This window comes from Pseudomonas sp. GW823-FHT02F05 (assembly GCF_058797315.1).
On record NZ_JBXAJM010000013.1, the window covers coordinates 35,127 to 60,545 of the forward strand.

At 59.0% G+C, this 25,419-nt stretch carries 20 protein-coding genes, 1 tRNA gene and 2 pseudogenes; 18 read left to right on the forward strand and 5 right to left on the reverse strand.

The features are described from left to right. The first annotated feature begins 3 nt into the window (after positions 1–3). The 3 genes from ihfA (at position 4) to AC1RAC_RS16560 (ending at position 810) form a co-directional block, all read left to right on the forward strand. Complete coding sequence (gene ihfA / locus AC1RAC_RS16550) at positions 4–306, forward strand: integration host factor subunit alpha (protein ID WP_002553164.1); 303 nt, start codon at positions 4–6, stop codon at positions 304–306. Then, the gene (locus AC1RAC_RS16555; RefSeq protein ID WP_003174972.1) at positions 287–643 is read left to right on the forward strand and encodes a MerR family transcriptional regulator; all 357 of its coding nucleotides are present in this window, start codon (positions 287–289) and stop codon (positions 641–643) included. Before ihfA ends, AC1RAC_RS16555 begins: the two co-directional genes overlap by 20 nt. Positions 644–733: 90 nt before the next feature. Further along, positions 734–810 (forward strand) — tRNA-Pro (locus AC1RAC_RS16560). Positions 811–890: 80 nt separating this feature from the next. Here AC1RAC_RS16560 and AC1RAC_RS16565 read toward each other — a convergent pair. Further along, positions 891–1,672, reverse strand: a pseudogene (locus tag AC1RAC_RS16565) (tyrosine-type recombinase/integrase); the annotation flags it as partial. Between the two features lie 811 nt (positions 1,673–2,483). Here AC1RAC_RS16565 and AC1RAC_RS16570 point away from each other — a divergent pair. Further along, on the forward strand, positions 2,484–4,586 hold the full coding sequence (locus AC1RAC_RS16570) for an acyltransferase family protein (RefSeq protein ID WP_089042170.1): 2,103 nt from the start codon (positions 2,484–2,486) through the stop codon (positions 4,584–4,586). 333 nt (positions 4,587–4,919) lie between these two features. Here AC1RAC_RS16570 and AC1RAC_RS16575 read toward each other — a convergent pair. Then, positions 4,920–5,819: pseudogene (locus AC1RAC_RS16575) on the reverse strand (site-specific integrase); the annotation flags it as partial. A gap of 380 nt (positions 5,820–6,199) precedes the next feature. On the opposite strand from AC1RAC_RS16575, the gene AC1RAC_RS16580 reads away from it, so the two are divergent. Continuing rightward, positions 6,200–8,254 carry an acyltransferase family protein gene (locus AC1RAC_RS16580; RefSeq protein WP_492616769.1) on the forward strand — a complete coding sequence of 685 codons (2,055 nt, stop codon included), beginning with the start codon at positions 6,200–6,202 and terminating at the stop codon, positions 8,252–8,254. Between the two features lie 451 nt (positions 8,255–8,705). Here the strand turns inward: AC1RAC_RS16580 and AC1RAC_RS16585 are convergent, their stop codons facing one another. Continuing rightward, on the reverse strand, positions 8,706–9,227 hold the full coding sequence (locus tag AC1RAC_RS16585; RefSeq protein ID WP_125919826.1) for a hypothetical protein: 522 nt from the start codon (positions 9,225–9,227) through the stop codon (positions 8,706–8,708). Positions 9,228–9,484: 257 nt separating this feature from the next. On the opposite strand from AC1RAC_RS16585, the gene AC1RAC_RS16590 reads away from it, so the two are divergent. Then, positions 9,485–9,883: a VOC family protein gene (locus tag AC1RAC_RS16590; RefSeq protein ID WP_072446255.1), complete on the forward strand. Its 399-nt coding sequence runs from the start codon at positions 9,485–9,487 to the stop codon at positions 9,881–9,883. 70 nt (positions 9,884–9,953) lie between these two features. Here the strand turns inward: AC1RAC_RS16590 and AC1RAC_RS16595 are convergent, their stop codons facing one another. Then, positions 9,954–11,285, reverse strand: coding sequence for an LLM class flavin-dependent oxidoreductase (locus tag AC1RAC_RS16595; protein WP_072446253.1), 1,332 nt, complete (start codon positions 11,283–11,285; stop codon positions 9,954–9,956). A 1-nt stretch (position 11,286) separates the two neighbouring features. Next, positions 11,287–13,479, reverse strand: coding sequence for a TonB-dependent receptor (locus AC1RAC_RS16600; protein ID WP_492616770.1), 2,193 nt, complete (start codon positions 13,477–13,479; stop codon positions 11,287–11,289). 198 nt (positions 13,480–13,677) lie between these two features. On the opposite strand from AC1RAC_RS16600, the gene AC1RAC_RS16605 reads away from it, so the two are divergent. From AC1RAC_RS16605 to gspD, 12 genes are all read left to right on the forward strand, one after another. After that, positions 13,678–14,718 (forward strand): LacI family DNA-binding transcriptional regulator, encoded by a 1,041-nt coding sequence (locus tag AC1RAC_RS16605; RefSeq protein ID WP_072446249.1) that lies wholly within the window; start codon positions 13,678–13,680, stop codon positions 14,716–14,718. A 227-nt stretch (positions 14,719–14,945) separates the two neighbouring features. After that, positions 14,946–16,643 (forward strand): GspE/PulE family protein, encoded by a 1,698-nt coding sequence (locus AC1RAC_RS16610; RefSeq protein WP_492616840.1) that lies wholly within the window; start codon positions 14,946–14,948, stop codon positions 16,641–16,643. Then, positions 16,640–17,836 carry a type II secretion system inner membrane protein GspF gene (gspF, locus tag AC1RAC_RS16615; protein ID WP_492616771.1) on the forward strand — a complete coding sequence of 399 codons (1,197 nt, stop codon included), beginning with the start codon at positions 16,640–16,642 and terminating at the stop codon, positions 17,834–17,836. The genes AC1RAC_RS16610 and gspF overlap by 4 nt, the downstream gene beginning before the upstream one ends. Before the next feature lie 20 nt (positions 17,837–17,856). Then, on the forward strand, positions 17,857–18,267 hold the full coding sequence (gene gspG / locus AC1RAC_RS16620; protein ID WP_054917549.1) for a type II secretion system major pseudopilin GspG: 411 nt from the start codon (positions 17,857–17,859) through the stop codon (positions 18,265–18,267). Between the two features lie 7 nt (positions 18,268–18,274). Then, positions 18,275–18,700 (forward strand): type II secretion system protein, encoded by a 426-nt coding sequence (locus AC1RAC_RS16625; RefSeq protein ID WP_492616772.1) that lies wholly within the window; start codon positions 18,275–18,277, stop codon positions 18,698–18,700. Beyond that, positions 18,697–19,029 carry a type II secretion system protein gene (locus AC1RAC_RS16630; protein WP_060764329.1) on the forward strand — a complete coding sequence of 111 codons (333 nt, stop codon included), beginning with the start codon at positions 18,697–18,699 and terminating at the stop codon, positions 19,027–19,029. Before AC1RAC_RS16625 ends, AC1RAC_RS16630 begins: the two co-directional genes overlap by 4 nt. Then, positions 19,026–19,634, forward strand: a complete 609-nt coding sequence (locus tag AC1RAC_RS16635; protein ID WP_492616773.1) for a type II secretion system protein GspJ — start codon at positions 19,026–19,028, stop codon at positions 19,632–19,634. Before AC1RAC_RS16630 ends, AC1RAC_RS16635 begins: the two co-directional genes overlap by 4 nt. Further along, entirely contained in the window at positions 19,631–20,332 is a 702-nt protein-coding gene (locus AC1RAC_RS16640; protein ID WP_492616774.1) for a type II secretion system minor pseudopilin GspK, read from the forward strand. The genes AC1RAC_RS16635 and AC1RAC_RS16640 overlap by 4 nt, the downstream gene beginning before the upstream one ends. Beyond that, positions 20,329–21,321, forward strand: a complete 993-nt coding sequence (locus AC1RAC_RS16645) for a PilN domain-containing protein (protein WP_492616775.1) — start codon at positions 20,329–20,331, stop codon at positions 21,319–21,321. Before AC1RAC_RS16640 ends, AC1RAC_RS16645 begins: the two co-directional genes overlap by 4 nt. Continuing rightward, positions 21,296–21,898, forward strand: a complete 603-nt coding sequence (gene gspM / locus AC1RAC_RS16650; RefSeq protein ID WP_020300756.1) for a type II secretion system protein GspM — start codon at positions 21,296–21,298, stop codon at positions 21,896–21,898. Before AC1RAC_RS16645 ends, gspM begins: the two co-directional genes overlap by 26 nt. Continuing rightward, entirely contained in the window at positions 21,895–22,395 is a 501-nt protein-coding gene (locus AC1RAC_RS16655; RefSeq protein WP_057975011.1) for a type II secretion system protein, XpsN-like, read from the forward strand. Before gspM ends, AC1RAC_RS16655 begins: the two co-directional genes overlap by 4 nt. A gap of 5 nt (positions 22,396–22,400) precedes the next feature. Then, a complete protein-coding gene (gene gspD / locus AC1RAC_RS16660) occupies positions 22,401–24,527 on the forward strand; it encodes a type II secretion system secretin GspD (RefSeq protein WP_057975010.1) in 2,127 nt (708 codons plus the stop codon). Positions 24,528–25,419: the final 892 nt, after the last annotated feature.

Genomic DNA, 25,419 nt, shown 5'->3' on the forward strand with positions numbered 1-25,419 from the left:
CGTATGGGGGCTTTGACGAAAGCTGAGATGGCGGAACGTCTGTACGAAGAGTTGGGTCTGAACAAGCGCGAGGCCAAGGAATTGGTTGAGCTGTTTTTTGAAGAGATCAGACACGCTCTGGAAGACAACGAACAGGTCAAATTGTCCGGTTTCGGCAATTTTGACCTGCGAGACAAACGCCAGCGGCCTGGCCGCAATCCAAAAACGGGAGAAGAAATCCCGATCACGGCTCGCCGTGTGGTCACCTTTCGTCCAGGGCAGAAGTTGAAGGCCCGAGTTGAGGCTTATGCTGGAACCAAGTCATAACGACGAGCTACCCGTCATCCCAGGCAAGCGCTACTTCACCATCGGTGAAGTCAGCGAGCTGTGTGCGGTAAAACCACACGTGCTGCGCTATTGGGAGCAGGAGTTTCCTCAACTCAACCCCGTCAAACGCACCGGGAACCGTCGGTATTATCAGCGCCAGGACGTGCTGATGATCCGACAGATCCGCGCGTTGCTGTACGACCAAGGGTTCACCATCAGCGGCGCACGCCAGCGTATGTCCGGTGACGAAGCCAAAGACGACACCACTCAATACAAGCAACTGATCCGCCAAATGATCTCCGAATTGGAAGATGTACTGGTGGTGCTGAAAAAATGATTCAAGCTTTAAAAATACTTCCACATTTCAAAAGCTTGCGGTATATTCCGGTTCGCTTCGTTAAGAAGCGAACCCAGTAACACGCCTAGTCGGGGCGTAGCGCAGTCCGGTAGCGCACTAGCATGGGGTGCTAGGGGTCGAGTGTTCGAATCACTCCGTCCCGACCATATTTTTCAATGACTTTAGGCCAATGTTCACAGCATTGGCCTTTTTCATGTGCGTGACATTTGCGTGACTTGTCGTTTTTTCACGCCTGCTCCCTCTTCAAAATTGTCAGGACCGGTCCGCGAGAATCGATTGCTGATCCCATGTTCGCAGCTCCTATCAAATGCCCGCGCTCAGCGCCTGAGTAGTGACTGGTGATGCTGCCGTTCTTGTGCCCCAGAAGGGCCTTGCGGTCTTCCTCGGTTACGCTGCACGCAGTCGGCGGCCAAACGTGTACTTAAGGTCATGAATCCTGATGGATGCATAACCAGAGTGAGCGGGGCGAAGGTTTTCCTCCTGCCAGAGTTTCGCCGCTCTCACCCGCGCTTTCTTCCAGGCCGAGTCATTCATCCGGTGCATCGCGGTTCTGTTGTATGGGAAAACCCATACCTTACTGATGCCGCGCTGCTTCTCGATGATCGACCTGGGCATACTGTTTAGCACCACCAGTCGCTCGTCGCCGTTCTTCACGCCGGATTGCTCATACCGGCCGCCAAAATCGGCTGGTATCAGAAATACGCTGGTGCCCAGTTCGGGTAACGAAATCTCCCAATCCCACCTTAGCTTGCAAACCTCCTGTTCCCGCGTGCCGGTGTTCACCTTGAACAGCGCCATCGTTTGCAGGTGAACCGGCAACTCTCCAGACAGCAGCGATTGCTCCGGCCCCGACATTGGGTACGGCTTGCGGCTCGACTTCTTCTCTTCCAGTTTCGTGAGCATCGGCACGCTATCCAGCCACGGCCTACGCTCATCGTCTCGCCATTTCCTGGCACACAACGACAAAACCCGTACTACACGTTCGATCAAGATATTCACCGTTCTGTTGTGGTGTCGCCCAAGAATTACAACGCCGCCCAGGCCGCGAAGATTATCTGCACTGGCCGCACCAGGCTGTTGCAGTTCAGGCGGCAGAAGCGTTACCTGTGAAGAGCACCGGCCCGATGTCGACTGGGCCTATCTGCGCAATTCAGGCCAAGAGCCAGATCTTTAATCCCGATTAAAAGAAGCCCTGATTGAGGGCGCATATCTTCGCCCCTGAGCTGAACGTTCTGCCACGACAACCACGAAGAGGTTTCCCGAAATGGAACAGGTACACCGCGCAATACATCAGGCAGTTCTGGAGGCGGGGCCAAAGCAACTGGCTTACCTGATGGGTAACCAACGGTGTTCTCCCCACGCTGAGCGCATCAGGTGGAACGCTGTCAGTCGAACTACGACGGCTGTTAGCTCAGATTTACAATCTGGTCAGGTGTATCGAATCAACGCGAAAGGCACGCTGACCGTGGCTGTTGGAAGTCTGATGCAGCTGGATATAATCGGGGGGAGGAGGTTCAGGGCTTGTACCTGAATACGGTCACGACAGAGATTCGCCCAGTGTTCTATCGCGCCTCCCAGGGGATACGTGGTTACGCGGCCAGATACGCAAGCACCACTCGAGATCGTGCTTTATGTAACTGTTGCCTGACGCGCACAGGAGTTAAGCCTTCGCCCAGATCTTGGGGCGAAGGTTGCGGCAGGCCAACCGCCAGCAGTACCATGCGCGGCTAGATTGGCCGGGCCAGGTCATCGGAACCTCACTTCGCTTCATGTTTCATTGAGCTGTTGCGAATCATCTCCAGAATGGAACTGCGCTGTAATGAATGTTAAGACGCCGCTACTCAAGGATGTCAGAGAGTCGTCAGTGGTTGGAAATACAAAAGCTCATGACCATTTGAAGTATCGTCCCGATATTGATGGGTTGAGGGCGATAGCAATTTTATCAGTTGTTATCTTTCATGCATTTCCATCCATTGTTCCCGGTGGATTTGCAGGAGTTGACGTGTTCTTCGTTATCTCCGGTTTTCTAATTTCAAGCATTATTTTTAAGAGTTTGGGTCGGGGTCACTTTAGCTTTGTAGATTTTTATTCTCGTAGGGCTAAACGAATATTTCCTGCGCTAGTGGCTGTCCTTTTGATCACGTATGTGTTTGGCTGGTTTGCGTTGCTTCCTGATGAATTCAAACAGTTGGGACGGCACATAGCGGCCGGCACCATATTTTTGCAGAACTTTAATTTGCTTGGTGAGTCTGGCTATTTTGATACGTCCTCAGAGCTAAAACCGTTAATGCATCTTTGGTCGCTAGCGATTGAAGAGCAGTTTTATCTTGTTTATCCACTAATTATTTGGGCAGCATGGAGAACTGGTGTAAGCATAAAGCTTACGGTTGCTGCTTTGTGTCTTATATCTTTCGGTCTGAATGTTTATGGTGTTGCTTCAGATCCTGTGGGGACTTTCTTTTCTCCTCAAACAAGATTTTGGGAGCTGTTAGCAGGGGGCGTCCTAGCCTATTTTTACTATTCTCGTTCGAAAGCAGTTGAAAGGAACGATGCTCCAATAGTTTTTGGTGAAACGCTTAATAGTGCAATTTCTATACTCGGCCTTGGGCTAATCGTTGCCGCGGTAGCATTCCTAAAAAGCGGTGACATCTTCCCTGGCTGGTGGGCTCTGTCGCCCGTAATTGGCACCGCGATGCTGATCTTTTCGGGTCCCAACGCATTGGTGAACCGAACCCTTCTGAGCAATCGATTCATGCTCTTCATTGGCGTGATCAGTTACCCGCTGTACCTCTGGCATTGGCCGATTCTTTCGTTCGCCAGAATTATGGAATCCGCTGTCCCATCCTGGGAAATACAGGTTGCCGGTGTTCTGTTGAGCGTTCTGCTTGCTTGGCTCACTTATCGTTTTATCGAAAGCCCGATTCGATTTGGTGCACAAACTGCACTGAAACCAACGCTGCTTTGGGGTGTGATGCTGTGTTTGGGCGGCGTTGGATACGCCACATTTGCGCGCGATGGCCTGCCTTTTCGCGTTCAAGAACTTGCCAGCAATAACAGCCAATTCAACTGGGGCGATCTGGCGAACGAAACTTGCCGAAAGGCCTACCCCGCGTTCTGGCCCATTGATCATTGCTCAATGACTCGGGAGGGTGACCCATCGGCTATGTTGATTGGCGACTCCCACAGTGACCATATTCGCCTCGGGCTGTCCGAAGCCATGGCAAAGGAAAATAAAAACCTTCTAAACATCGGAGTTTCCGGATGCACGTCGTTCTATAACGTCACATCTCACCCGAGAGGCGTCCGTGATTGGTGCTCGACCTACATCAACAAGGCAATCGAGTTGGCAGTCAATACGGAGTCTGTAAAAACAGTTGTGTTGTCGTCCCGGGGCCCCATGTACCTGACCGGTAACGGTTACCATGAGGGAGATGATCTAATCCATCACGATAGAGTCCTGGAGCTAGTCGGCCATCCGGAGGTGACAGATTACGCAGCAGTCTTTGAGGCCGGTATGAGAAACACCTTCACGATGCTCGCCAAAGCGGGCAAGCAGGTGGTGTTCGTATTGGATATTCCTGAGCTTGGCTTCTCTCCGATGTCGTGCGTTGATAGTCGTCCATTACGTTTGACCAACAAGGTTAAGAGCCCGTGCGCTATATCTCGGGCAGAAGTGGACTCTCGAAACAAAGAATACAAAGAAGTAGTTGCCAGGGTCATGAAAGACTTTCCGGCAGTGACGCTGTTTGATACGCAGGCGAAGCTGTGCGACGCCGAATGGTGCTGGGCCATGATCGACGGCCAGATGATGTACCGTGATGACGATCACCTGTCTGCGAAGGGTTCTGAATTTATGGCGAAGGATCTGATGCCGATTATTAATAGGGCACTGGCGGATCCTGAGAGCCAGGCGCAAAGATAACGACCAAGTTGCGTTGCTGATGTTAAGCCCGCCGCGTGCGGGCTTTTTCTCTCGTGTTTGAATTTTGTGTTAGGTCTGCAGGACGCCGGAGGGAGCCTAAATAGGCTCAGTGACTTTACAAGAGACTTCGTGAGTTACGGTTCCGCACTCTTAGGCATCGTTGCAGCGAGCGCCAGGCGCGAAGCCTTGTGTTTAGCGGCCTGTAGAGGTGTCCGCGTACACGGGGTGTTAGGGGGCGGGTGTTCGAATCACTCCGTCCCGACCATATTTTTCAATGACTTAGCCGAACTCGAACCTGTTCGGCTTTTTCATACGTAGGCACTTTGCGGGGGATCATCTCGATTTCCTCCTCAAAACGGTCAGCACTGGCTCGCGAGAGTCAGTTGCCAACACTTTGTTCGCAGCCTCAATCAGATGCTGCAACACCGGGGTGGAATAGTGGCTCGTAATACTGCCGTTCTTATGCCCCAATAACGCTTTGCGATCTACCTCTGTCACGCTTGCTGCACGTGGTCTTCTGCCAAAGGTGTGTTTCAGGTCGTGAATCCTGATCAATCTGAACCGCGGGTGTGTCGGCGCCTTGTAGGCCGTCTCCGACTTTCCGCTATGCGCGCACCCTGGCTTTCTTCAAGACCGAGTCATTCATGCGATGCATTACCGTTGGCCCGAACTGATCTGCCTTCCCGTAGGGGAACACCAGGTCTTTGTGCAGACCGCGCTGATTGTCGATGATCGACATGGCCACCTTGTTCAGGATCACTAGGCGTTCATCGTCATTCTTCACCCCGGCTTTCTCACTTCGCCCGCCGAACCCGGCAGGTATCAGAAACACGCTGGTGCTCAACGCCGGTACCCGTATTTCCCAATCCCACCGCAATTTGCAGACTTCCTGTTTCCGGCATCCAATGTCCACCTTAGAGAGGGCCATCCTCAACAGGTGGTCCGGCAGCTCGGCGAACAGCATTGACTGGTCATCCAATGACAGCGGATAAGGTTTCCTGCTGGATTTCTCTTCTTCCATCATCGATATCACTGGCACGCTTTCCAGCCATAGCCGCTTTCTGTATCCCGCCCTTGCGGTGGTACGGATTCAAAAATCCGACGACTCCTTGTAGGGCGATATTCGCCGTCTTGTTCGATACGCCTGGTTTGACCTTTCCTTGCGCCGTCCTTGGTTGGCTTCTGCTGGCCACGCACAAACGGCGTCAGGGTACTGTCATCGATGAGCGTGATGTACGGGGCCCAATGTTTTCGAGTTAATGGAATAGGCGCGCTTTCTCTGGCGGCAGTTAGGCTGATGCAGCTGGATACTCGACGTTCAGGGCTCGTACCTGAACACGGTCACGACAGAAATTCGAACGGTATTTTATCGCGCTTCCCGGGGCTAAGTGTTGATGCGTCCTTATTAAGCAAGCACCGCTGGCGATCTTGCTTTATGTGGCTGTTGCCTGACACTCCAGCACTGTTGGCCTTAGCCTCTAACACTGGGCGAAGGTTGCGGCGGGCTATCCGCCAGCAGTACCATGCGCGACCAGATTGGCCAGTTGAGGCCAACGAACATTGAGCTTCGCTTCACACTTGTAGCGAAGGTCTGCCAATGGAATTGCACTGTAATGAATGTGAAGGCTCCGCTACTCAAGGATGCAAGAGGGTCGTCAGTGAGTGGCAACACGAAAGCTCATGACCATTTGAAGTACCGTCCGGATATTGATGGTCTCCGGGCTTTTGCAATACTTTCAGTTGTTCTATATCACGCATTCCCATCTTTCATGCGTGGTGGTTTTATTGGCGTTGATATTTTCTTTGTTATTTCTGGATATTTGATATCCAGCATTATTTTCAAAGGGTTAGATTCAAGAGCGTTTAGTTTTCTGGACTTTTACCAGCGCCGCGTAAAGCGAATTTTCCCCGCGCTTATTCTTGTCTTGGTGTCTTGCTACGCGGTTGGCTGGTTCACGCTGATGGCTGGCGAATTCAAGATGTTGGGTAAGCATGTCGCGGGCGGTATCGGGTTTATTCAAAACCTTGTCCTTTACCGCGAGGCCGGATACTTCGACACATCGTCAGTGCTTAAGCCATTGCTCCACTTGTGGTCGCTGGGAGTCGAGGAGCAGTTCTATATCTTGTTCCCCATTGCAGCCTGGGTCATGTGGCGCTGGCGCTCTGCGGTCCTGCCTGTAATCGTCTTGCTCGCGGTCATTTCCCTGGGCGCCGATGTGCATAAGCTGGGGACGAACCCGTCAGCAGCCTTCTATATGCCGCAGTATCGGTTCTGGGAGATTTTGTGCGGCAGCATCATTGCCTACATCGCGGTGTTCCGCCCCTATACTGCCGACAAGATCCAGGGCTCAGCGCAAGTTCGAAATCTGGTATCGATTGCCGGGGCAGTGCTGTTGATCGCATCAGTTGTGGTCGTGGACAAGTACAAGGCTTTTCCTGGGTTTTGGGCATTGCTGCCGGTATCAGGCTCTGCGCTGATGATCATGGCCGGACCGAACGCCTGGCTGAACAGGAAGGTGATGGCCAGCCGCCCGATGGTGTGGATTGGTCTGATCAGCTACCCGCTTTATTTGTGGCATTGGCCGGTAATCACTTACATCCGGATTCTTGGCGCCGAGGAACTGAGCATAATCAGCGGCGTACTTGCTGTGGTCGCCAGTACGCTGCTGGCCTTTGGCACCTATAAGTATGTGGAAGTACCTTTCAGAAACGCCAAGCTGCGGGTTCCAAAAACAGGGTTATTGCTGGCGCTGGGCCTGACTGTTGCTGCCGTTGGTGCTGTGACGTTTGTCAAAAATGGTCTCATGAATCGCCCTGGGCTATCAGCCGGCCTCAAGGACCGCGAAAGCTACGCGCAGTATTTCGAAAACTCTCTGCCGGCCTGGGCCTACTTTACCAACCAGGGGATTATCGAGGGCTATCGGTTCGGCTGTGACTTCTTTGACATCGAGCGTTACCGTGCCGGTGGCTTCACAATGGAGCCACGCAAGCAAATCAGCACCGAATGCTACGTGCCGACCACGGACACAAAGGTCATGCTTTGGGGAGACTCCCATGCCCAGCAATACTATTACGGCCTGAGCAAGACGCTCCCGCCCTCTGTATCCATATTGCAGGTGGCAAGCTCTGGCTGTGAAGCGAACTTGCCTGGCACCGCTACAGGGGGCTTGAAGTACTGCGACCGATCCAATGAGTTCGCCTTTGAGGTGATGGCAAAGGAAAAACCACAGGTACTTGTAATCGCCCAACTTGAGCAGCACGACACAAAGAACAACTTGACCGACCTTACGGCAAGGGCCAAGGCGCTTGGGGTCAAGAAGGTGATTGTGGTTGGTCCGGTACCGCGCTATGACCAGTTCCTGAATCAGTTGGTCGTGCGCAAGTTTTGGAACAACACGCCGCGCCGGACTAAAGAAAATCTGCTGCCTGCATCCTTCGACACCGACAGGGCGCTGGCCTCCAAGTACGCTGGTGGTGCTGGTGGGTTTGAATATCTGTCGGCGCTGGGGGCGTTTTGCAATGCAGATGGTTGCATGACTTACCTTGGCGATGATCGGAAAACAGGATTGGTGACGTTTGACTACGGTCACCTGTCGCCGCCAGCCTCGATCTATTTTGCCAAGACCGCACTGGCACCGCTGATCATGAAGGAGCTGTCTGCGGAATAGCCTCGTCAACATCAAATGAGCCCGCCGCGTGCGGGCTTTTTCTTGCGAGATTGAGTTTGGTATTCATTCGGCAGGACGCCGGGGCGCAGGGACTTTCTGTCAGAAAGCCTGTAGGGAGTTTTGCGGGGATTCGTGAATCTTCGTTCAGCATCGTTAGGCGTCGATTGCAGTGGGCGCCCACGTAAAGTATTGCTATGAAAGGATTTTCAAGACTCCCGCCAGCATGGGGTGCTAGGGGTCGAGTGTTCGAATCACTCCGTCCCGACCATTATTCCTGAGTAAAATCAGACACTTGAGCCGATCAGCTAGATCGGCTTTTTTGTGCCTGCGCAAAAACTTGCACAAAAACTACCCGGTGATCTCAATGATATTCAGGTCCAGTATTGCCTCGGACCAGATGATTCTTCGTTGGTCTCCCTGGGAGCTTTCAGTCATTCCGCCATTGCGTTCATTAGGCTCGGCCTAAGCAGGCTCTCAGTGATCCCTGATGTTCGATAATCTGGGCTTTCGTCTCTTCCCTCCGATCATCCGCTAAGCGAAAGTAATCATTACGAGCCAGGGTCGCCTCAAGTTTCGCGATGGTCTGTTGTATGGCGATGCACGGGTCGTTCCTAGAGAGCTGCCTCTGGAGTCGATCAGACGTTATGGTGTAATGCTCGATCGTTGCGTATGCAGTGCCGAGTTGTTTATCGACCTCTACCAGTTTATTTTCCGCTGCCGTGAGTTTCGATTTCACTAAGTTGAGTTCTTTCGACAGTTCATCTCTGGTGTCCGAAAGCTTACGGTTTTGCTCTCGATACTCATCAATTCTTAAGCTTTGCTGCTTAACAGTAGCTTTGACGTTACCGAATTCCATGAGTTGGTAGCCCGCACCACCGAGCAGTGTGAGGGCAGGCACCAATACCGCGATTACTGTGCCCGCTTTAGCCCACCCGCTTCTCGGATGTACTTGTTCATTATGTTCTTTCGGCATTTTCACGCTCAGCTTTGTGAATGAGATGAGATCCGACTGCCTTATCTTAGCGGACGTCCGAGAATCGAACGCCATGGTTCGGCCGAAACCTTTATATGAGTTCCTTCAGGATTCAGCAATGACAATGGGCTCGGACCTTATCTGGGGAGTGTCGCCAGGCCGGGTATCTGTCTTTCAGCCGCCAATGGTGACTGTGTAACCTTCTGCCTGAAAGGCAAGATAGAATCCCTCGCATCAAAAACAAAGGAGGGTCGCGGATGTTCAGTCACATCACTGTTGGAACAAATGATCTTGATCAGGCTGCCGCTTTTTACGACGCTGTACTGATCCCGCTGGGGCTGTGTCGCCGCACCGTAACTCCTGATGGTGGACCGACGTCGGCATGCTGGGTCAAGCCAGATAGCGCTCTTCCTCGCTTTTATGTGTACAGCCCTTATGATCGCAACGAAGCCAGGGCAGGGAATGGCAGCATGGTCGCTTTCTCGGCTCCCTCTCCAGATGCGGTAGACGTTGCCTATACCGCCGGGCTTCATGCGGGCGGATCGGATGAGGGAATGCCCGGCTTACGTCCGCAGTATGGTGAAGGTTACTACGGCGCATACTTGCGTGATCCAGATGGCAATAAGGTACATGTTGTTCATCGTGGAGATTTGTAAGTTCGGCACATTCTGGCTTGTACGGGGTGTTTGCGGCAGTGCCGTTCTGGCTGCCGTCTTACCTGCGGCTTCATGATCGCGTCTTCTTGAAACGGCTGACCGGGCGCACCAAACCAAGGTTTTCGCGCAGTGTGGTGCCGGTATATTCGCGCCGAAATAAACCGCGCCGCTGTAACTCGGGAACCACCCAGCGGGCAAAATCCTCCAGCCCGCCCGGCAAGTGCGGCACCAGAATATTGAAGCCATCCGCCGCACCTTCTTCGAACCAGCGCTGCAGTTCATCGGCGATCTGAATCGGCGTGCCGATCACGCTGTAATGACCGCGGCCACCGGCAATGCGTCGGCCCAGTTGCGCCAGTGTCAGCTGTTCACGCTGGGCCAGTTCACTCAGCAGTTGCTGGCGGCTGCGTTGACCGCTGTCGGTCAAGGGTAGCTGCGGCAGCGGCCCATCCAGGGGGTAGCCGGACAGGTCGAAATTACCCAGCATGCGCCCCAGCAACGCCACCCCCACCTTGGGTTCGACCAGCGCCTGGAACGCTTCGAATTTGGCCTGGGCCAAGGCTTCGGTTTGCCCCACCACCACAAACACGCCCGGCATGATTTTCAGCGAATCGGCCTCGCGCCCGTATTGGCCCAGGCGAGCTTTGAGGTCGCTGTAGAAGGCCTGCGCGTCGGCCAGTGAGGTCTGCGCGGTAAACACCACTTCGGCGGTCTGCGCGGCCAGTTCACGGCCGGTTTCCGAGGAGCCAGCCTGCACGATCACTGGCTGGCCCTGGGGCGAGCGCGCCACGTTCAGGGGGCCTTTGACCTGGAAGTGTTCGCCCACATGGTCCAGCACATGGCGTTTACTTGGCTCGTAATAGCGCCCGCTGGCCTTGTCGCGCACGAAGGCGTCTTCGTCCCAGCTGTCCCACAGCCCCGTCACCACCTGATGAAATTCCCGTGCGCGGCTGTAGCGTTCGGCGTGACCCAGGTGCTCGTCACGACCAAAATTCAGCGCCTCGGCCGCGTTATCCGACGTCACCAGGTTCCACCCTGCGCGGCCGCCGGAGAGGTGATCCAGCGAGGCGAATTTGCGCGCTACATGGTACGGCTCGTTGTAGCTGGTGGTGGCGGTGGCGATCAAGCCGATATGCTCGGTCACGGCACTGAGGGCCGAAAGCAGGGTGAGCGGCTCGAAATGATCCGAACGCGCCATCTGGCTCGCGACCTCACCGGTGGCGGCGGCGATGCTGTCGGCCACGAACAGTGCGTCGAACTTCGCCGCTTCCGCCACCCGTGCCAAATGCTTGTAGTGGGCGAAGTCCAGGCCAGCATTCGCCGGTACGTCGGGGTGGCGCCAGGCGGCCACGTGGTGCCCGGTAGCCATCAGGAAGGCGCCGAGTTTGAGTTGACGGCTCATGCTAGAAATCCTTGCGCAGTTGCACGCCGAAGTAACGCTCATCGTCACGAGGCACGGCGCGGTAGATGTAGTTGCCGCCGCTGGCTAGCAGCGGTGAGTAGGATTTGTCGGCGAGGTTCTTCGCCAACAGCGCCACGCGCCAGCCATTGGTGTAGTCGGCCAGGGCCACGCTGGCGTTCCAGATGCCGTAGGCGCCTTGTTTGGTGTTCAGGTTCTGGCTGATGTCGTATTGCACTTCGCTCTGCCAGCTGTAGTCAGTGCCCAGTTCGATATCCAGGCCGTTATCCAGAGGGATGCTGTAGTCGGCGCGCACGTAGCTTTTCCAGTCCGGGCTGAAGGGCAGTGGCTTGCCATTGACGTTGCAGGTCGCCGCCGCGCCTGGCGGGCACGCGAACTGATCGATGCGCGCTCGGGTATAGGCCAGGGCACCGGAGAGCTTGAGTTGCTGGGTGGCTTGCAGGGCGTAATCGAGCTCGACGCCTTCGGTGCTGACGCTGCCGGCGTTGATCAGGCGCGTCACGACTTGGCCGGCGACGGTGTCGAAAAAGTTGGCCTGGTAGTTGTCGTAGTCACTGTGGAACACCGCCAGGTTGGTGGTCAGGCGGTTGTTCCAGGCAGTGGCCTTGATTCCGGCTTCCCAGGTATTGGAAGTCTCCGGCTTGAGCGCGTCGGTGTCGCGCGGCTGCATGTTGAAGAACACGTTATAGGCCGGGCCTTTGTAGCCGCGCGAGTAAGTGAGGTAGCTGGTCACGGTGTCGCTGATGTCGTACTGCACGCCCAGCCGCCCGGACCAACCGTCCTCGTCTACCGAACCAGAACTCGATGTCGCCGGTTGAATGCCGCTGACGGTAGTGGCAGAGGTGGACACGCGGCGATGGTCGTACTTCAAGTCGTCATGGGTGTAACGCAAACCGGCGATGCCGCGAAAGCGCGAGGTGAAGTTGAGCGTGGTCTCGCCGAACGCCGCGTAGCTGTCGCTGGTGGTGCTGTAGTCGGCAATGCCTCGATCGACCCGCGTCGTGGTGGTGAGGGTGCGCTGATAGGTCTCCTCATCCTTGCCATGCATGTAGAACAGGCCGCCTACGTACTCAAGGAACTCACCTTTGGGCGAGGCCAGGCGCAGCTCTTGGGAGTACTGGTCGAACGCCAGGTCGCCTTTGTCGGCGGTGCCGGGGAACACGGCGGTGACCGTGCCGAGACGGTCGCCATCCTGATATTGAATGTTGTCCCAGCCGCGCCAGGCGGTGATCGAGGTGAGGGTGTAGTCGCCCAGGTTCCAGTCCAACTGTGCCGACAGGCCCTTGTTGGTGTCTTGCACATGGCTGCGGGTATCGGTGTTGATATCGCGGTTGTCGCTTGAGGCGCGCACCGGCCTCAAGGCATTGCTGAACGCCGGGTTCAGGGACTTGCTGACCACACCATTGGGCGCGTCATCGTGGGACTGCATGTAATCGGCGATCAGGGTCAGCTTTACGTCGTCGTTGGGCGTGAACTCCAGCTTGCCGCGAACGCCCTTGTGGTTGTAGCCATTGACCTCCTGACCGTTATGGCGGTTGTCGACGTTGCCGTCGTAGCTGCCGAACAAGGTGCTGATCGAGCCTTTGAGTACCTCCGGTACCAGGCTGCCGCCGATGCCGAAGCGCGTGCGGCTTTCATTGCCGCTGTAGAACGACTGATCGATAAACCCGTGGGTCTGGGCCGTCGGCGCCTTGCTGGTGATATTCAGCACGCCGGCCGAGGCGTTCTTGCCGAACAGCGTGCCTTGCGGGCCGCGCAGTACTTCGATGCGCTCAAGGTCCAGCAGGTCGAGGGTGGCCTGGCCGGGGCGTGCATAGACCACGCCGTCGATCACCGTAGCCACCGTTGGCTCAACGCCCGGCGAGGTAGAAATGGTGCCTACGCCGCGCACGAACAGTGACGTGTCCTTGTTCGAAGCGCCGGTGCGAAAGTTCAGCGACGGTACTTGCTGCGCGATGCTCGCCACCCCGTTGCGATTGTCACGCTCCAGTTGCTCGCCCTCAAGCACCGAGACGGCCACCGGGACTTTTTGCAGCGATTCTTCGCGGCGGGTAGCGGTGACTGTCACGGATTGGAGCGTGGGTTCCTGCTCATCAGCTGCAACAGCGCCGCAGACGGGCAAGGCGCTGAGGCCGGCCAGAAGCAACAAATGGGTGTGCCGTGGAAAGTTATGCATGCTGTGCCCGCTCGAAAAAATACCCTGGTCCGCTGCGGTTCTGCGACCGTCAGCGCCTGTGAACATGTCTTGGGCATTCGCTCGAGCGAGTAGCAGACAGCGCGCTTTGTTAGCGCTAACATCAACATTATTGAAGCGGGCCATTTAGAGCGTCAAATACTAAAAAATTAGTTTTATATTCCTTTTTGAGGTTTTGCCGTGGACGAACACAAACCGCGCAAGCGCCGGGGCGCCGGCCGCGTCACCCTGAACACCGTGGCGCGCCAGGCCGGGGTGTCGGCTATTACGGTGTCGCGTTACTTCAACCAACCTGAACAGGTTTCACCCGAGCGCCGTGGACGTATCGCCGAGGTGGTCGCGCAGTTGGGGTATGTGCCGAACCTGGTGGCCGGTGGCTTGGCCTCTGCGCGAGGCAAAATCGTCGCGATGGTGATTCCGAATATCTCGGGGCCGATTTTTGCCAATACGCTGCAGGGCTTCAGCGACACCCTCAGTCGTCACGGTTACCAGCTGTTGTTGGCCTCCAGCTATTTCAGCATCGAACAGGAAGAAAGCGCGGTGCGTGCCTTTCTCGGCTGGTCGCCGGCAGCGCTGGTGCTGACCAGCCGCTTTCACAGCCCTGGCACCGAGAAGATGATCGCCGAGGCAGATATACCGATCGTCGAAACCTGGGACTACGTGCCAGAACGCGCGCCGTTGCAAGTGGGTTTTTCTCATTATGAAGTGGGCGTCACCGCCGCTCGCTACTTGCATGGCAAAGGCTATCGGCGCATCGCCTTCGTACAAAACAGTGCAGTGGGCGACTTCAGCGCATTGGAGCGGCGCGATGGGTTTACCGCGACCCTCTCCGAGTTGGGTGTGCAGCCGTGGGTCTTTGTGCCGGACGCCGACCGTGCGCCCTTCGAAGCTGGCAAGCAGGCCATGGACGCGCTGATGGGGCAGACGATCACGCCCGACGCGATTTTCTTCGCCAACGATAACCTCGCCGCCGGTGGTTTGCTGGCCGGTCAACGGGCCGGGCTGAGCATTCCCCAGGACTGCGCCGTATTGGGATTTGGCGACTACCCGTTTGCCCATATGTTGCTGCCCAGCCTCAGCACCCTCCAGCCACCCGCGTTGGAGATTGGTGTACTCGCTGCCACACGCGTCCTGCAAAGTCTGGGCGTATTAGCCACCGATGAGGAAGTTGAGCGCTTGAATCTTTTGCACTGTCAGTTAATTGAAAGAGAGAGCACCTGAATGACCCGTCGTTATGGCTAATTGCAACTAGTGGCTATTGGCTGCTAACGCTCTAAATCAGTGCATTTGGCAATGTTTTGTATTTAATTACCCCCTTATCCGGAACTAGGGCTATAACTTCCAGTCGATACACCCGGCTAACGCCTGCCTGGGCTATGGCGAACTAATGGCATTGTTCGGTAGTTCTAAATAGCCATACTTTTCGCAACGTTAGATATTCCTCAATGATGTCGTCAGCGCCCATCGATGCTTGCAAGATGCAGATCCCGCATACCGACCAGGTGTGCGCGTGGCTGATGCAGCACGCCGGGCTCAAAATCGCTGATCTGGAACGCGCCCAGCGTTTATCCACTGAGCCTGGCGACCTGCTCGGTTTACTCACGCGCCTGGGCCTGGTGTCCGAGGTCGAACTGGCTCGCGCCTGGGCCGATTTGCTGGATGCGCCACTGCTGCTGGCCGACGCGGCGCCACCGTTGCTCGACCCGCTTCCCGTGCTTACCGAGCGCTTTATGCGTCATTACCAGGTCGTGCCCATGGGGTGGCATCAGGGCGGGTTGCGTGTAATGGCCGCCAACCCGGCGCAGTGGTATCCGTTCCAGGCCCTGGCGTATGCCTGTGAGGTGCCGGTCTGGCTGGCCGTCGGTTCGCGTAATGAAGTCGACACGCTGATCGAGCGCTATTACGGCCAGGGCCGTTCCGCCATGGGCAGCCTGATCGAAAACCTCGATGAGCAGGGCGGCGTGCTGGAAGACATCGAACACCTCAAGGACATGGCCTCCGAAGCGCCAGTGATTCGCCTGGTCAATCTGATCCTGCAGCGCGCCGTGGAACAGCGCGCCTCGGATATCCATATCGAACCCTTCGAAAACCAACTCAAGGTGCGCTACCGCATCGATGGCGTGCTGCACGACGCCGAAGCACCGCCTGCCAGTTCGTCGGCGGCGGTGATCTCGCGGGTGAAGATCATGGCGCGCCTGGACATCGCCGAACGACGCCTGCCCCAGGACGGGCGCATCATGCTGCGCATCCAGGGCAAAGCGTTGGACCTGCGGGTGTCCACGGTGCCCACCAGCTTTGGCGAGTCGGTGGTGATGCGCCTGTTGGACCGGCAAACCGTGCAATTCGATTTCCCCAGCCTGGGCTTTGATGGCCCGCGCCTTGCGGCCTTCCAGGATCTATTGGCGCGGCCCCACGGCATCCTGTTGGTCACCGGGCCCACAGGCTCGGGCAAAACCACCACGCTCTATACCGCGCTGTCGCAACTCAACACGGCTGAACGCAAGATCATCACGGTGGAAGACCCGGTGGAATACCAGCTTGAAGGGATCAACCAGATCCAGGTCAAGCCCGCCATCGGCCTGGACTTTGCCGGAGCGCTGCGCGCCATCGTGCGCCAGGACCCGGACGTGATCATGATCGGCGAAATCCGCGATCTGGAAACCTGTCGTATCGCCGTACAGTCCTCCCTCACGGGTCACTTGGTGCTCTCAACCCTGCACACCAACAGCGCCGCTGCGAGCATCACGCGCTTGCTGGACATGGGCGTGGAGAGCTACCTGATTGCCTCCACGGTCAGCGGTATTCTCGCCCAGCGCCTGGTGCGACGCCTGGACCCTGCCACGCGCGTGGCCTTCCAGGCCCCGCCGGAATTGATCAAGGAGCACGGCCTGGATCGCCTGACCGAGCAGCGTCCGATCCTGCTTTACCGCGGTGACTATCACGGCCGCAGCGCCCTCACTGAGTTGTTGGTAATGAACGACGAGTTGCGTGGCCTGCTGATGGGCCACGCCGACGCCGCCAGCCTCGAGCACGCCGCCCGCCGCGCCGGTTTGCGCACCTTGTATGAAGACGGTTTGCGCCAGGCCCTGGCCGGTGTCACCTCCCTGGAAGAAGTGCTGCGCGTCACTCGCGGAGATGACGCGTGAGCCTGTTCAAGTTCCGCGCCCTGGACAGCCAGGGCGTGGCCCAGAGCGGCACGTTGCAGGCCATTGACCAAGCGGCCGCTGTCGCCGTCTTGCATCAGCGCGGGTGGCTGTTGCTGCACATCGAAACGGCCAGCGGCCCCTTGTTGCGCCAGGCACGTGGGCAGTTGAAGGGCGTAGCGCTGGTGAGTTTCACCCAGCAATTGGCCACGCTACTGGGCGCCGGCCAGCCCCTCGAACGCGCTTTAAACCTGTTGCTCAAGCAAGCCCGCCATCCTCAGGTGCGGGCCTTGATCGAGCGTATCCGCGACCAGGTCAAGGCCGGCAAACCGCTGTCGGCGGCGCTGGAGGAGGAGGGCGGCACGTTTTCCCCGCTGTACCTGAGCATGGTGCGCGCCGGTGAAGCCGGCGGGGCGTTGGAAGGTACCCTGCGCCAGCTCAGCGACTACCTGGAGCGTAGCCAGTTGCTGCGCGGCGAGGTGATCAATGCGCTGATCTACCCGGCGTTTCTGGTGGTGGGCGTACTGGGTTCCCTGGCGTTGTTGCTGGCCTATGTGGTGCCGCAGTTCGTGCCGATTTTCCAAGACCTGGGCGTACCGATTCCTATGATCACCCAGGTGATCCTGGCGCTCGGCGAGTTCCTCGGCGCCTATGGCCTGGTGGTGCTGGCCGGGTTGTCGATCAGTGCATGGATCCTGGCGGGGAGCCTGCGCGACCCCCTTCGCCGTGAGCGTTACGACCGTCACCTGCTGAGCATCCGCGTGATCGGCCCGCTATTGCAACGGGTGCAAGCCGCCCGCCTGACCCGCACCCTCGGCACGTTGCTCAGCAACGGCGTGGCGCTGCTGCCCGCGCTGGTGATCGCCCGGCAAGTCTGCAGCAACCGTGCGCTCCAGGCGCAAGTGGCGCTGGCAGCGCAACGGGTCAAAGGCGGCGGCACCCTGGCCGATGCGTTCGGCCGCCAGCCGCTGCTACCTGAGTTGGCACTGCACATGATCGAAGTCGGTGAACAGGCCGGTGAACTGGACAGCATGCTGCTCAAGGTCGCCGACATCTTCGACGTCGAGGCCAAGCGCGCCATCGAACGCTTGCTCGCGGCACTGGTGCCGACCCTGACCGTGGTCATGGCGGTGCTGGTGGCGGTGATCATGCTGGCGATCATGCTGCCGTTGATGAGCCTCACCAGCCATATATGAACTTTCAAGGAGCAGAACCGATGAAAACCCGACACCGCCAAGGCGGCTTCACCCTCTTGGAAATGCTGGCGGTGATCGTGCTGCTGGGCATTGTCGCGACCATTGTGGTGCGCCAGGTCGGTGGCAATGTGGACAAGGGCAAGTACGGCGCGGGCAAGGCGCAACTGGCCAGTTTGAGCATGAAGATCGACAGCTACGCCTTGGACGTGGGTGCGCCGCCTAACAGCCTGCAACAGCTGCTCGACAAGCCGGCCAGTGCGTCCAACTGGGCCGGCCCCTACGCCAAGCCTTCGGAGTTGAAAGACCCGTTCGGCCATGGGTTCGGCTATCGCTTCCCCGGTGAGCACGGTGCCTTCGACCTGATCTTCTACGGCCAGGATGGCCAACCCGGCGGCGAGGGCTACAGTGCCGACCTGGGCAACTGGGAATAACCCGCCCGTGGCCCAGCGAGGCTTTACCCTGCTGGAGATGCTGGTGGTCATCCTATTGATCGGCATTGCGGCGGGGTTGTTGGGGCTGGGTGTACGGCAAGGGCTGCAGGTGGCCAAGGAGCGCCGGGTGGTCGCGCAGATGGTCGAGGCACTGCGCGCCACGCGGGCGAGCGCCATCGTCAGCGGCCAGGTGGCGCGCACTCAATTCGACCTCCAGGGCCGCACATTCCAGGCTCCAGGGCGTGCGTCACAGCAGTGGCCAGCGCAGGTGCAAGTGACCTTGCACAGTGCCGAGCAGGCAGGGTCCGCCGTGGTGTTCTATCCCGACGGCAGTTCTACCGGCGGTAACCTGCTGCTGGCCAACGGTAGCCGTCGTTGGCGTATCGACATTGGCTGGCTTACCGGCAGTGTGCAGTTCAAGGCGCTGCCATGAAGCACCAGGCCGGTTTCACCTTGCTGGAAATGCTCGCCGCCCTGACGTTGATGGCGGTGTGCAGCAGCGTGTTGCTGGTTGCCTTCGGCCAGAGCGCGCGCGCCTTGTCCCAGGTGGCCCGCAGCGACCGCCTCAACCATGCCGCGCTCACGGTGCTGGACCAGGAAGCCGCCGGCCCGCTGACGGAGGGAACCCGCCAAGGCGAACTCGAGGGTATCCATTGGCAATTGACCAGTACCCGCCAACAGCCGCACCTGTTTCGTCTCGACCTTAACGTGCGTGAAGGCGCGCATCAGGCGCACTTCAGCACCTTGAAGGCGCGCCTGTGAAGCGCCGGGAGCAGGGCTTCACGCTGCTGGAAGTGCTCGTGGTGCTCAGCTTGCTGTCGGTGTTGTTGCTGCTGGTGAGCGCAGCGTTGCTGGGGGCCAATCGGGCGGTGGCCAAGGCCCAGGCCTACACCGTCAGCCTGGATGAAATGCGCGCCGCCCAACAGTTTTTGCGCACCTCGATCAGCGAGGCGCTGCCGCTAAAGCTCACTGACGATGACAGCCACGCCGAAGGTTTTTTTATCGGCACGCCTGAACGTCTGCAGTTTGTGGCGACCTTGCCCAGTGTATTGGGCGGGGGTATCCAGCGCTTTACCCTGCAACGGGTCGGGCAGGATCTGCAGGTGGCTTTTTCGCAGAGGGCCTCCCACGCCAACGCGCAGCGCGATGAGCCGCAGGTGCTTTTGCATGACGTCGAGGCGCTGCAGTTCAGCTATCGCGGTGTCTCGCCACTGGGCCAGCCCACCGACTGGTTGAGCCCGTGGCCCTGGCCCCGGCGCCTGCCCACTGCGGTGCGTATCGACGCCTCTGTCGACGGGCCGGTGCCATGGGTCGCCCAGGTGGTTGCGCTGCGCCTGAACCTGTCCAGCGCGAGCAGCGAAGAATGAAGCGCCAACGCGGTGCGGCCCTGTTGCTGGTGTTGTGGGTGCTGGCCTTGCTCAGCGTATTGCTGGGTGGCCTGGCCGGGTGGGTGCAACTGCAAAGTCGCCAGGCGCTATGGCTGCGCCAGCACACTCAGACACTGTTGGCCGCCCAGGCCGGTATCGCAGAGGTCATGGCGCAAGGGCAGTGGGTGGCGGACGGGCGTCCTATTGCGCTGACCTTCGACGATGCCCGCTTGCAGGTCAGTGTGCGCAGTGAGCGCGGCAAGCTGTACCTGGTCAACGCCGCCCCCCAGGACCTCACGCGCCTGGCCCTGGCCTGCGGCGCAACACCGGTTCAGGCCCAGCAGTTGGCCAAGGCCCTTGAGACTCGCCGCCATCAGGGCCTGGCGCCGTTTCGGGTGCTGGAGGAGGTACGTCAACTTCCCGGCATGACCCCGGCGCTCTACAGCCAACTACTGCCGCACATCACCTTGTGGAGCGACTTCGACCGGCCCGCTCCGGCATTCGCCAGCCCCCTGATGCGCAAGGCGTTGAACCTGCCACGCCAGGACGCCGAGGGCGTCGACCCCGGCCAGGTCGTGGAAATCGACAGCCGCGCCGAGCGCCCCGGCGGCTATCAGGCACGCCTGCGACTGACCCTTTTATTGAGCCCTGCGGAGGACAGCGCACAGCCCTATCGGGTGGTGCGGTGGCAAGAATGATTCAACTCGAACCGATTGCCCGCTACTGGCGCGGCAGCCTGCTGCAACAAGGCTGGCGCCTGTGGCTCACGGAGTTACGCGGCTGTGTGCCGAAGTGGCTGGCGTTCCAGGAACCGCCTGAGCAGGTTCATCACTGGCCGCTGACGGCTCCAGTGTTGCCAGGCAATGCGCGCCAGGTGCTGATGCTTGCTCCTGATGCCGTGTTGCAGCAAAGCGTGCAACTGCCTCTGGCTGCCGCGCGCAACCTCGTGGAGGTGGTTGGCTATGAACTGGACCGCTATACCCCGTTCAACGCCGAGCAGCTCTACTTCGTCGCCCGTCAGGAGCGACGCACACCCAGCCACCTGGAGGTGAGGGTGGTGGCGATCCTGCGCGAGCGCCTTGACCAGGTCCTCACTGACTGCGCCAGCCTCGGCCTGTACCCACACCGCGTGGATGTGGCGGGCCTGGGTATCGACCTGCTGCCCGCGCCGTTACGCCCGCGTTCGCGGCCTGCCGGCAAGCAATTGCAGCGCAGCCTGCCGTGGTTGTGCGGCGCGTTGCTGATCGCGGCGATGCTGTTGTGGCTCAACGACCGCCAGCGGGTACTCGACAGCATGCACGCCACTGTCCAACAGCAAAAAGCCGAGGTCGCCCAGGTGCACGCCCTGCGCCAGCAACTGCTCAACACCCGTGGCGCGGCGCAGTACCTCAGCCAGCGTAAACGGGCGCAACCGCCCCTGGCCGCGCTGCTGAATGACTTGACCAGTTGCCTGCCCGCCGACACCTGGCTCGACCAATTGGACGTCAAGGACGGCGAGGTGAGTTTCTCCGGCCAGAGCGCCAAGGCCAGTGGCCTGATCAGCCGCATCAAAGGCTGCCAGCGCTTGGACAACGCGCAGTTCGAAGGGGTGATCCAACCCGACGCACGCAGCGGCAAGGACCAGTTTGCCTTGCGTGCCCACTTACGCCAGGAGGCCGCCGATGCGCCGACCCCTCACACCCCGTGAACGCCGCGGCGCCGCCTTGTTGACCCTGGCGTTGGTGCTCGGCGCGGCCTATTGGCTGTTGATCGACAGCTGGTTCGCCGGGCCGCTGCGGGCCATGGGTGAACAGGCCGAACAGTTGCGTGAACAGCAGCAGCGCTATGCCAGCGTCATACGCCAGGGCGATGCCTTGCGCGAACAGCTGGCGCAAGCACAGCAAGACCCGGCCAGCAGCGCCAGCCTGTTGCCGGGGGACGACCCGGACGTGGTCGCCGCCGACCTGATGCAGCGTCTTGCCGACCTGATCAACAGCCACGCCAACCTCGGCGGCGGCTGCAACCTCACCCAGCGCAAGCCGATCACGCCTGAACAAAACGACAGCGAGCCCTATCGTCAGGTCAAGGTCAGCCTCACGCTCAATTGCGCCATCGAACCGCTGACCGCGATCCTGCATGGGCTGGAATATCAGCCGCCTTTTCTGTTCGTCGATGAGCTGCATATTCGTCGCGACAAACAGGCGCCAGCCAGTGGCGGGGCAGGCAAGCTGGCGGTGCAACTGCTGGTGCGCGGCTACCTGCAACCGGCGCGGGTGGCACCATGATCGGCCCCTTGCGTCCTCTTGAATGGGGCTGGCTCGGCGTGGCCGGGCTCTTGGGGCTGTTGATGGCGATGATCCTCAGCAGCATCGGCGACGCCCCCCGGTGGTTACCCGATGCACCGGTGCACGCGCCACCCTCGTTCCAGGTGCAGGCCGCTCCCACGCCAGCGTTGCAAGACCTTGCCGGTACCTGGCAAGCGCCGCTGTTCAGCCCGGATCGCCGCCCGGACCGGGAGGTGGGTAAAACCCAGGTGGCGAGCCTGGCCAACCTGACCCTCAGCGGCATCATGATCACCGGCAACCTGCAAATGGCCATGCTCAAGCAAGCCGGTGGCCCCACGCTCACGGTACGCTTGGGCCAGGCGTTGCCCAACGGCTGGCGCCTGGAACACCTGACCCCGCAATACGCCCGTTTCGCCCTGGACGGGCGCACCCAGACCCTGAGCCTCTACGGTAAGCGGTTACCCCTGAACTCACATCCCCGCGAGTCTCTCCCTTGATCGATATGCGCACTTCGCTGTTTTGCCTGGCTACCGCCGTCTCCCTGGGCGGCTGTGGATCTTTGCCCGACACCCTCGACCCGGACGACGACCTGCTGCACGAGGCCCTGCAGGGCACCGGCGCACAACGCCCGCCGCTTCAGGCGCCTGTGGCCGAAACCGCTCCACCTGCCACCCAGGCTCCGCCGCAGCGCCAGCTCATTCGTGGCAATCAAGCGTTTGTGCGCCAGCCCGCGGCACCCGTAAACGTGCCGGAGCAGGGCGGCGACATCGTGTTCAACTTCGCCGATCAGCCCATCGAGGCCGTGATCAACAGCGTGATGGGCGACCTGCTGCACGAGAACTACAGCATCGCCGAGGGCGTGAAGGGCACGGTCAGCTTCTCCACCTCCAAGCCCGTGGACAAACAGCAAGCGCTGTCGATTCTCGAAACCCTGCTGTCTTGGACCGACAACGCCATGATCAAACAGGGCAACCGCTATGTGATCCTGCCGGCCAACCAGGCCGTGGCGGGCAAGCTGGTGCCGCAGATGCGCGTGGCGCAACCGGCCAGCGGCCTCTCGGCACGTCTGTTTTCACTGCGCTATATCTCGGCCACCGAGATGCAGAAACTGCTCAAACCCTTCGCTCGTGAAAACGCTTTTTTGTTGGTGGACCCGGCGCGCAATGTCCTGAGCCTGGCCGGCACGCCCGACGAACTGGCCAACTACCAGGACACCATCGACACCTTCGACGTGGACTGGCTCAAGGGCATGTCGGTGGCGGTGTTCGGCCTGCAACGCGCCTCGGTGGCCGAGCTGATGCCCGAGCTGCAAGCCATGTTCGGCGCGGACAGTGGCACACCCCTGGCCGGCATGCTGCGGTTCTTGCCGGTCGAGCGCACCAACTCGGTGGTGGCGATTTCTTCCCAGCCCCAGTACCTCAGCGAAGTGGGCGACTGGATCCGCACCATCGACGAGGGCGGCGGCAACGAGCCGCAGATGTATGTGTACGACGTGCGCAATATGAAGGCCGCTGATCTGGCCAAGTACCTGCGGCAGATCTACGGCAACGGCGCGATCAAGGATGACGCCCCGGCGAAAGTAGCGCCGGGGTTGCGTACCACCACCTTGTCCTCATCCACCAGTGCCGGTTTGCAGGCGAGCGCCCCGGTGCCCGCAGCCGAAGAACCTGAATCCGAGCCTGCCGAAAACACCCAGGCATCGCCCACCAGCGACCTCGAAGCGGGCACGCGCATCACCGCGCAAAAGAGCAGCAACCAACTGCTGGTGCGCACCCGCCCGGCGCAATGGAAAGAAATCGAAGCGGCGATCAAACGCCTCGACAACCCACCGCTGCAAGTGCAGATCGAGACCCGCATTCTGGAGGTCAAGCTCACCGGCGAACTGGACCTGGGGGTGCAGTGGTACCTGGGCCGCCTGGCCGGTAATTCCACCAGCACTACGGTGGCCAATGCCTCCGGCAGCCAAGGCGCCCTGGGCGGTGGCGGGGCAGGGCTGGGGGCGGCGGACTCGTTGTTCTACTCCTTCGTCAGCTCCAACCTGCAAGTGGCCCTGCACGCCCTGGAAACCAACGGCCGCACCCAGGTGCTGTCGGCGCCATCCCTGGTGGTGATGAACAACCAGCCGGCGCAGATCCAGGTGGGGGACAACATTCCCATCAGCCAGACCACCGTCAATACCGGGGACGCCGACACCACCTTGAGCAGTGTGGAATATGTGCAGACGGGGGTGATTCTGGATGTGGTGCCGCGCATCAATCCGGGTGGGCTGGTGTACATGGATATCCAACAACAGGTCAGTGACGCCCAGAACCCGACGGGGAACAGTGAGACGCCGGTGAACCCGCGTATCTCCACGCGCTCGGTGTCCACCCAGGTGGCGGTGCAGAGTGGCCAGACGGTGCTGCTCGGCGGGTTGATCAAGCAAGACAACGCTGAGAGCGTCAGTGCCGTGCCTTACCTGGGGAAGATTCCGGGGTTGCGCTGGTTGTTTGGCAATACCAGCAAGTCCAAGGACCGCACGGAGCTGATTGTGCTGATTACGCCGAGGGTGATTACCAGCAGCAGCCAGGCGCGGCAGGTGACGGATGATTATCGCCAGCAGATGCAGCTGTTGCGCCCTGCTCAATGATCCTGGCTGCACCGAGTACCCATGTGGGAGGGGGCTCGCTCCCGATGGTGGCTTGACACTCCGCAATCAAAAATGTGGGAGCTGGCTTGCCTGCGATAACGGCCTACCAGCCGACACCTATCAACCTGACACCCCGCGATCAAAAATGTGGGAGCTGGCTTGCCTGCGATAACGGCCTACCAGCCGACACCTATCTACCTGACACTCCGCAATCAAACTGTGGGAGCGGGCTTGCTCGCGAAGGCGGCCTAACAGGCGACGCAGTTATACCGGGTACATATCCATTCCTGCGGTAACGGCCACTTAGGGTTCCGCCCTGACGGCGTCTCACTTTTGAAAAGCGCAAAAGTAAGCAAAACGCTCTTGCCCCACCACTCGGCACCTCGCTTTGGCTCGGTGTGCCCGTAATCCGCCAGTGATTTGTGGGGCCGCCGCCACGCGCCATCCATGGCGCGGGACGGCTAAACCGGCATCCCTGCCGGTTTACCCCCCAAATCCCTGTCGAATTCCGGCCAGCGTGGTTTGACGGGGCGCTTAAGATCAAAAGCAGATCAAGATCAAGAGCGGCTCGCTTCGCATCGTGGTTACCGTCCGTAGTTACCGTTGCGATGGGGCGTGTCAGTAAATGCATTTTGACTGGCCCACAGTCATCAGGAGCACGCCCCCTCCCACACTTTGAGCGTTCTGCGCGCTCAGATTAAAAATCATTTTTATGAATAATTGTTTTTATAAATAATGAAAGTACAGAATATTAGCTTATGCCCAAATAGCATTATATTTTTAAAATCCATTCCGTTATGTTTGATCCCAACAGCCTACCCCTGACCTCGGATGGTACCCAGCGTGATTCAGATTCTGCGCGCCTGATCGGGTAATCATCCCGCCGCAGCAG